We start from the raw sequence: 9,603 nt of genomic DNA on the forward strand, positions 1-9,603 counted from the left end.
AAATGGTCCATACGCTTTATTCTCCCTTCTACGTTTCACCTAAATCGTTTGTATCAAATTCAATGTTTTTGTATATTAAAAGTTATATTAATTATTACTTTAAATAATAAAAAATAAGATAATAGTTTATTTTATAAACATTAAAATTAATCCACGTTCATTAATATTTCATAAACGGCGTTGTTTCACCCAATATTTAAAATAATAATAATGATAAGTTATATTTTAACTTAAATCAATATATGAAAGAAGTGTCATTGCAATGCATATTATCAAATTTGGTAAGTCTTTTATTTTATTAATCGTTACGGTGCTAATTATCGTCTTTGGTTTTTTTATTTTTCGATACTACGACGTGTTTAATTCATTTCATGAGAGCAATGTTATAAATAAGCATGCACCAATTTCTTCAAATGAAGTTAGTACGTTTCTCCTACTAGGACTAGACAACAGCAGCAAACATCAGCTATCAACGAGTCGTACTGACGGCATGATGGTCGTCGTCATCAATAAGCGCACCAAAGTTATCACCCTTTGCAATCTATTACGTGACTCATTTACGAAAATATATTCAAAACAATACACTGGTAATCAAAGAATTGAAGCAGCTTATACATATGGTGGCAATGCTGCATCTGTAGCAACTGTCGAACATTTTCTTAATCTTCCTATTGATTATTTTATTACATTCAATTGGGATGGCTTCACGCAAGTAATTGATGATGTTGGTCCCTTAAAAGTTAATATAAACAAAGGATTTGTTGGTCAAAACTTCCAAGGAAAACCTATCCACTTTAAAAAGGGAATTAACTATCTAGATGGACGAAGTGCCCTTTCTTTTGCCCGTGAACGACATGTCGATAACGATCAATATCGTGGGTTCAGACAACAAAAAATCCTCGAAGCACTAATTCATAATGCACACGGAACAAAGATTTTAAAAAATAGCGCAAAGATTGCAGACGACCTAACTGGAAAGCTTCAAACAAATTTAACTAGTAACGATATTCTAAGTGAAATTCAACAACTTTCTAAACTAAAAAAATATAAAATCAATCGGCTGACCTTCCAATGGCGAACCTTTGATACGGCTGGGCGCTCCATGGTAGAAGTATATCCTGACAGCCAAAAGCATGTTTCAGAGCAGTTAAGATTTGCAGCAGGTCTAACTTCAACGGAACCTTCTAAAATTTTCCAAACTAATGGTAAGTATCGCTACAAGAGTGACGAATCCGTCCAATCGATCTCAGATGAAAAATTGGAAGATACGGCATATGGTCTCCCACACCACTATATCGGTACCCCCAATAATATTAAAACAGGGCAACTGCCAGAACAGGTTCCTTTAAAAAATGGATTTAGAGCCTCCGATCGCACAAACACCACGTATCATTAAAACAACTAAACAACTAATTTGATCAATAAAAAAGAGCCCGTACCAGCGGATCTTTGGATTCATTTTAAAAAACGAATCCAAAGTCTACTGCGTTACGTAGCTCTTTTAAATTAAAGTTTCAGGCCATATTTTACAAAGTTTAAATCAAATTACGCATTGCCCTTTAACCAGCTTGCCGCTTCAGAGAGAGCCGCTGGAATATTTTCAGGATTAGATCCTCCAGCCTGAGCTAAATTAGGACGACCACCACCGCCACCATTTACCTTCGGCGCAATCGCTTTAATCAAATCTCCAGCCTTAATCCCTTTTTTAATTAGATCATCTTTAACTGCTACAATTAAATTAGCTTTTTCACCAATTTTGGCAGCCAATACTAGCACGTCCGATTGATCTTTATTTTTCCAATCGTCTGCCATTTGACGTAATTGATCCATCCCAGAAACTTGAACATTAGCAGCAATTAATCGAATACCATTAATTTCTACTAATTGATCACCAATATTAGCCGCCTGCGACTTAGCAATTTTATCCTCTAATTGATTAATTCGACGGGTTAAATCCTTAGATCCTGCCTGCATTTGTTCAACTTTGTTAGGAACATCTTTTAGCTGAGCCGATTTTAGAAGTGACGCCGTCTTCTTGAGCAGATTTTCTTCAGAGTTTAAAAATTCTAACGCTGCCTGGGAAGTTACGGCTTCAATTCTTCTCACTCCTGCCCCCACACCGGATTCAGAAACAATTTTAAACAAACCGATTTCGTTGGTGTTTTTAACATGCGTTCCACCACAAAATTCCCTAGAGTAGTCGCCAATGCTTACAACGCGAACATTCTTACCATATTTATCATTGAACAGCGCAATTGCACCCATCTTTTTACCTGTTTCAATATCAGTTTCAATTGTTGTCACAGGAATTTCGTCATAAATTTTTTCATTAATAATTTCTTCAACCCGTTTTAAATCTTGATCCGTAACTGATCCAAAATGGGTGAAATCAAAACGTAAATATCCTGGTTCGACTAATGAACCCGCTTGTTGAGTATGATCACCCAATATGTCGCGAAGTGCTTGGTCTAACAAATGTGTCGCCGTATGATTCTTTTCTACCTTTAAGTGAAATGCTCGATTTACCTCAAGAGTATAGTTTTCACCACTTTGCATTGGTTTTAATGCATTAATTGTGTGCAAGTTTTGTCCATTCGGAGCATGTTGTACATCAACCACTTCGGCAACAACTTCACCATCTTGATTTCTAATTTCACCCTGATCAGCAACTTGTCCTCCCATTTCAGCATAGAATGGTGTCACGCTAAAGAGAACTTGTGCCTCGCCAACCTTCACTTCATCGCTAAGTTTTCCGTCCTGGATGACATCTTCAAGAACAGCATCATCAACCTTTAAAGTATTGTATCCAACGTATTGGCTCTTTGTCTTTAAATCGGTTAACAAATCGGATTGAACACCCATGGATTTTTCAGTCGATCTGGCAGAACGTGCGCGTTCTTTTTGCTTTTGCATTTCCGCCTTGAAGCCTTCTTCATCAATATCCAATCCCTTATCGCTAGCATATTCCTTTGCAAGTTCTAATGGAAAACCATAGGTATCAAAGAGCCGGAAAGCATCCACACCAGAAATCGTCTTCTCTTTTTTTGTTTGAGTTTCTTCAATAATAGAATTTAAGAGTTCAATTCCATCAGTTAAAGTCTCACTAAATCGATCTTCTTCTGACTTTACAACCTTAGAAATATAATCCTTATCTTTCAAAACTTCCGGATAATAATCTTTCATAATTTGACCAACCACCGGAACCATTTTGTACAAGAAAGCGTCGTTAATGCCTAACTTCTTCCCATGCATCACTGCTCGACGTAATAAACGTCGAATTACGTAACCACGGCCTTCATTCGAAGGAATCGCTCCATCACCAATTGCAAAGGTGATTGCTCGAGCATGATCAGCAATTACTTTAAATGAAATATCGTTTTCCTGATTAACACCGTACTTTTTCCCACTTAAATCTTCTACTTCATGGATAATTGGTAAAAAAAGATCCGTTTCAAAATTAGTTGGCGCATCTTGGAAAACAGAGACTACTCGTTCCAATCCCATCCCCGTATCAATGTTTTTATGTGGAAGTGGTTCATAGCTACCATCTGGTTGATGATTAAATTGTGAAAATACAATATTCCAAATCTCTAACCAGCGCTCATTTTCTCCGCCCGGGTAGTTTTCGGGATCATCATCGGAAAGATTGTTAAATGATTCTCCGCGATCATAGAAAATTTCAGAATCTGGACCACTTGGCCCTTCACCGATATCCCAAAAATTATCTTCAACTTCGACAATATGAGTGGGATCAATACCAGTCTCCAGCCAAATCTTTTTAGCATCTTGGTCTTTAGGATAGACGGTAACAAAAAGTTTATCCGGATCCATACTAAACCATTCTTTGGACGTTAATAATTCCCATGCCCAATGGATGGCCTCCTCTTTAAAATAATCACCAACGGAAAAATTTCCTAGCATTTCAAACAATGTGTGATGTCGAGCGGTGTGACCAACGTTCTCAATATCATTGGTTCGGATACTTTTTTGCGAACTAGTCAAACGTGGCACATCTGGAACAACGCTCCCATCAAAATACTTCTTCATCGTTGCTACACCAGAATTAATCCATAACAAAGTTGGATCATCCTGTGGAACTAATGATGCACTAGGTTCAACTACATGCCCTTTGCTTTTAAAGAAATCTAGGTACATCCGCCGAATTTCACTACTTGATTTTCTCTCCATTTTTTCCTCCTAAAATAAAAACACCATTGCATGTAAAATAAAGACGCCTAAACGCGGTACCACTTTACTTGCAACGATGTTTGATCGTATACCTCTTAAGTTCCATTAACGCTGGAAAAACGATTCACCATAACCGGGTAGCCCACTGTAGCTCATTTGAATTCCTTTCACCAACCAGAATCTCTCTAAGCCAAATGATTGCCAAATGGATGTCCCTTGTGAATAATGATTTACGCCAATTATAGAAAAATCAGCATAACTTGTCAAAATTTATCTTCGCTTTGAACGTGATTGCTTTATCTTAGCCTTTTTAGCTTCTCGTACCGCCTGATGTTGTTCCATCCGACGATCTCGCAGTTCCTTTTCTGAAATTGCTTTACGAATTCGCCGCTTGTATCCTGGCTTAACCTTCTTTTTCTTCTTTTTAACCATTCCAATTAAGGTAGGATCAAGTTTCTTTTGACTCAGTTTTCGGTTTTTTCTTCGATCCCGGTCGTAAGTATCAACCAATTCACCATTTCGAATTTGTTGAGGTAAAAACTCTACCCCCATTTTTTCTACCGCAGCAACTTCATCTTCTTCATTAGGCGTATACAGTGTGATTGCCGTTCCGGACATTCCATTCCGCCCAGTCCTTCCAACTCGATGGATAAAGAACTCTAAGTCGGTTGGAATATCATCATTAATTACTAATGAAACTCCATCAATATCAATTCCTCGAGCAGCTAAATCGGTTGCAATAACGTATTGGTAACGTAATCGATGAATATCTTTCATAATTCGTTTACGTTCACGGGGTTGAATTCCACCATGAATTTTAGCTACATCCAAACCTTGTCCCTTAAGGTAATCCGTTAACTCATCTGCTCGTTCCTTAGTATTCGTGAAAACCAAGGCTAGATAGGGTTCACCCATCGTTAACAACTGATAAATTAAATGATTTTTACCCTGACTTTTAGTCGAGATCAAGATATTTTTAATGGTTGGACTAATCGTCGTTTCGGTTGGAATTGATTCAATTACAGGACTGTCCATGTACTTTTTCAAAAATACATTTAATTTCTGAGGAATTGTTGCTGAAAAAACTAATATCTGTAGTTTTTCCGGCATACTTGCTGCGATTTGATCCACCGCATTTAAAAAGCCCATATCGAGCGTCATGTCAGCTTCATCAATTACCATGTACTTAACCTGTCGAAAGTTTAGTGCTCGCTCTTTCAACAGATTCAAAACACGCCCTGGAGTACCAATTATAATTGCCGGTTGATGATGATTAAGTTTTTCAATCTGGCGCTTCTTGTCGGTTCCCCCAACATAATTACCAATTTCAATTTTAATTTCTGAAGTTGATGCTAGTTGCTTGGCATCCTCATAAATCTGATAAGCAAGTTCTCGACTTGGCGTTGTAATAACTGCTTGAATTGCATTTAATTCAGGATCTATGTCGTCAAAAATTGGCAAAAGAAACGCATGTGTTTTTCCGCTCCCAGTTTGAGATTGTCCAACAACACTCTTTTTTGCAGCAATCAAAGGAATAACCTTTTCCTGCACTGGTGTTGGTTTTTTAAATCCAATTTGATCTAATGCTTGCATCAAAAAGGGCTTTAAATTAAACTTCTGAAATTCGTTCATTAATTACTCCTTGTCTAAGCCAATTGATCTAATTCGCTGATAATTTGGTTAACTTCTTCTAGATTTTTTGCTTTAGCTCCGCTAGCTAATGGATGTCCGCCACCATCATGTTTTTTGGCCAACTCATTAATTACCGGACCCTTTGATCGTAATCGAATCCGATAGGAGTGATCATCTTGTTCAACAAATATCGCCCACCATTTAACGGTCAGAATTCGACCGGGGATTGATACAATCCCAGCAGTTCCAGCGTCCTTTAAATTGAATTTTTCAAGAACTTCTTTACTCAAAACAATATATGCCGCTCCGTTAGAGTTAATTTTTAAATTGTCATATACATAAGCGGATAAATGAGCAACTGATTCTGGAATACCGTCGAGAGTTTGGTTAACTTCCACCATATCAAATCCAGTTTCCATCAGTCCGGCAACTACATTATGCGTATGCGCGCTGGTGGAAGGATACATAAATCTACCTGTATCGCCGACAATTCCAGCGTATAAATCACGAGCAGCTTCTTTAGTCAGTGTTAATTGATCCTTAAAACGTGCAAAGAAATCAAAAACTAATTCCGAACTACTCGAAGCCTCCTCTTTAACCCACATTAAATCACCAAATTGATCGTCATTTGGATGATGATCAATTTTTATCAAAAATGCTCCATTTTCAAATCGACGATCATCAATCCGTGGTGAATTTGCGGTATCAATGACAATTACCAAAGCGTCATCAAAGAACTCACCTTCGACATCATCCATGTTTCCCAGCCAACTCAAGCCATCAATTTGTTTTCCGACCACTTTGATTTGTTTGTGAGGAAATGAAGCTTGCAATATTTTTGCCAATCCAACCTGAGAACCAATTGCATCGGGGTCTGGGCGTTGATGACGATGAATAATAATCCGATTGTATTTTTTAATTTGCTCTAAAATCTCTTCAAGTATGTCCATTATAATTTCGTTTATCCCACTCTTTTAAATTTATCAATTAAGCTTATATTTTATTCAGTATCTCTTAGCATATCATAAATATTCTAGAAATGTTTAAACAGCGGCAAAGAAACTTCCTGAAAGTTTTGATCAGTAAGATTTGTTAATGTGATCCCGAGTAACCTAATTTGCCGATCAATATCTGCAATGTCGTCAAAAATTTGTTTGGAGTAAAAATAATACGTTTCGACATCATTTTGAATGAATTCATCAAGTGTGACCCTTTTTGTCACTGTTTCAAAATCACTATATCTTAGTTTTAATACGATCGTTTTACCATGTTTTTGGCGTTTTAAGACTGCGTCAAGTAGCTTTTCGGAAATCACTCTTAACCGGCTTTCAACCTCAGAATCACTCGTCAGTGGTTTACCATAAGTTTCCTCTTTTCCAATTGACTTTCGTTCGCGTTGATATTCTACCGGACGATCATCCTGACCGCGAACCCATCGATAAAGAACATAGCCGAACTTGCCAAAGTAATGAATCAAATCATTTTCACTAACTTTAATTAAATCCGCACCCTTAAAAATTCCTAGTTCATGCATCTTAGGAACTGTTTTCTTACCAACTCCCCGAAAACGTTCAATTGGAATATTTTTCAGAAACTCGGTAACATCATCACGTTCAATGATTGCGACACCCACCGGTTTGGAATATTCGGATGCCATTTTAGCAAGAAATTTATTATAAGAGACCCCCGTTGAACAGGTTAGGTTTGTCTCATCAAAAATAACTTTTTGAATTTCATGCGCAATTAACACGGCATCCCCGATGCCTTTTTTATCATCCGTAACATCTAAATACGCTTCATCAAACGCAATCGGCTCAATTTTGTCCGTAAACATATGGAAAATGCGGTGAATCTGATCTGACACGAACCGATATTTGGGGAAATCTGGATCCTTAAAGGTTGCTTGTGGACATAATTCCAGAGCTTTCATTGCCGACATTGCTGAATGCACACCAAATTTTCGGGCAACATAGTTTGCGGTCGTTACAACCCCATGTCCCCCTGTTTTACGTGGATCATGTGCAACAATTAGCGGTACTTTTTTAAAAGCTGGATTGTCTCTCATTTCGATTGAAGCATAAAATGCATCCATATCAACATGAATAATTTTTCGTTTATCATCAATATTAATCGGCGTTAATTCTTTTGTATCACTCATCTGCATCACTATTTACGTGGATTAAACACCCATTCTCGACCATCCCTCGTCAATAGGTCATCGGCTGCTTGCGGTCCCATGCTACCACTAACATAATTAGGAAAATCCGGAGTTTCAGCATCCCATGTATTCCTAACGACATCCATGATCTTCCAAGCTTGCGCTACCTCGTGCCAGTGAGCAAAATTGGTTTTATCCCCCGCTAATGCATCTCGAATTAGTCCTTCATAGGCATCCGGAATGCGCGCTTTTTCAGCAGCGGTCTTACGATATCTTAAATGGACAGGTGATAGTTTATAGCCTTGATTACCCGTTTTTGTGTTAAATTCAAGTGTAAATCCTTGGTCCGGTTCAATATGCATTGTTAAAACATTGGTCTCCAGTTTTTCATCGGGATTATCTGAAAAAATGTTCTTATCATTGTTCTTAAAAACAATGTTTACTTGTGTCGACTTTTTAGTAAGTCGTTTACCGGTCCGAATGTATATTGGAACACCATCCAGAGATGGGTTATGAGTAATTAGCTTTCCAGCCACGAAGGTTTCAATTTGTGAATTGTCATCCGTACCTTCTTCATCTCGATATGCTAGCTGCGTTTTGAACTCGTCTTCACCATACTGTCCCCTAACGAAATTTTGATCAACTTCTTCTTTGGAATACATTTGAATATTTTCAACTGCTTCGATTTTTTTCTCTCGTAAGTGACTAGGATCAAAAACGTCTGGTCTTTCCATTGTCAGGAGCGACACGATTTGCATAATGTGGTTTTGAACCATATCACGCATTGCCCCTGCTGTTTCATAATATCCGGCTCGTTCTTCAACACCTAACGATTCAGCAAGCGTAATCTGAATGTTATCAATATGCTCTTTACTCCATAACGAATTAAAGAGCGCATTTCCAAATCGTAGCCCAGCAATTGACTGAATTGGTTCTTTCCCCAAATAGTGATCGATTCTAAAAATTTGTTCTTCTTTAAACGAACCAGAAATTGAGTCATTAAGTTCTTTTGCACTTGGATAGTCACGACCAAAAGGCTTTTCAATGATCAATCGATTGAATCCATCTCCATCAGTTAATAACTGCTGATCTTTCAAATGGCCTGCAATTGTTCCAAAGAAACGCGGAGCCATTGCTAAATAGAAAATGCGATTACCCTCTAGTTGATACTTTTCATCCAACTCATCCGCCAATTTTCTAAGAGCAACGTAGTGATCAACATCATCAACGTTATGCGACTGATAGTAAAAGTGATTGGCAAACTTACGAGGTAAATCATCATTTGTTCGTCCAGAATCACGGCCAGCATCTTCAATAGCACTCATCACAACTTCGTGGTAATGGTCATTAGACCAGGGACGTCTGGCAGTCCCAATCACAGCAAAGTCTTCTTTCAAGTAGCCTTTCTCATACAAGTTAAATAATGCTGGATATAGTTTACGATAAGCCAAATCCCCAGTACCACCAAAAATAATAAATAGTGCCTTTTGATTCATTCTTATATCCTCACTTTCGATTTTCAATACCTCAATTATGAATCATTATAAAACTTCTAACAAGAAAAAAAGACCGCGAATTATGATTCGCAGTCTAGCTAAACAAATGGCTGTACAATATTTGGTGTG

General features: G+C 37.7%; 6 protein-coding genes. 1 reads left to right on the forward strand and 5 read right to left on the reverse strand.

The genetic code is table 11. The features are described from left to right. Positions 1-262 precede the first annotated feature (262 nt). The gene (locus IV81_RS07765; RefSeq protein ID WP_057803949.1) at positions 263-1,396 is read left to right on the forward strand and encodes an LCP family protein; all 1,134 of its coding nucleotides are present in this window, start codon (positions 263-265) and stop codon (positions 1,394-1,396) included. Positions 1,397-1,545: 149 nt separating this feature from the next. On the opposite strand, the gene alaS is transcribed toward IV81_RS07765, so the two are convergent. From alaS to zwf, 5 genes are all read right to left on the reverse strand, one after another. Further along, the gene (alaS, locus tag IV81_RS07770; RefSeq protein ID WP_057803951.1) at positions 1,546-4,188 is read right to left on the reverse strand and encodes an alanine--tRNA ligase; all 2,643 of its coding nucleotides are present in this window, start codon (positions 4,186-4,188) and stop codon (positions 1,546-1,548) included. 270 nt (positions 4,189-4,458) lie between these two features. Then, the gene (locus IV81_RS07775; protein WP_057803953.1) at positions 4,459-5,820 is read right to left on the reverse strand and encodes a DEAD/DEAH box helicase; all 1,362 of its coding nucleotides are present in this window, start codon (positions 5,818-5,820) and stop codon (positions 4,459-4,461) included. Positions 5,821-5,834: 14 nt separating this feature from the next. After that, a complete protein-coding gene (locus IV81_RS07780) occupies positions 5,835-6,770 on the reverse strand; it encodes a DHH family phosphoesterase (RefSeq protein WP_057803955.1) in 936 nt (311 codons plus the stop codon). Between the two features lie 83 nt (positions 6,771-6,853). Further along, positions 6,854-7,978: a DNA polymerase IV gene (gene dinB / locus IV81_RS07785; protein ID WP_138473759.1), complete on the reverse strand. Its 1,125-nt coding sequence runs from the start codon at positions 7,976-7,978 to the stop codon at positions 6,854-6,856. A gap of 8 nt (positions 7,979-7,986) precedes the next feature. Next, on the reverse strand, positions 7,987-9,474 hold the full coding sequence (gene zwf, locus IV81_RS07790; RefSeq protein ID WP_057803959.1) for a glucose-6-phosphate dehydrogenase: 1,488 nt from the start codon (positions 9,472-9,474) through the stop codon (positions 7,987-7,989). Positions 9,475-9,603: the final 129 nt, after the last annotated feature.

This window comes from Pediococcus stilesii (assembly GCF_001437075.1).
Lineage (GTDB): Bacteria > Bacillota > Bacilli > Lactobacillales > Lactobacillaceae > Pediococcus > Pediococcus stilesii.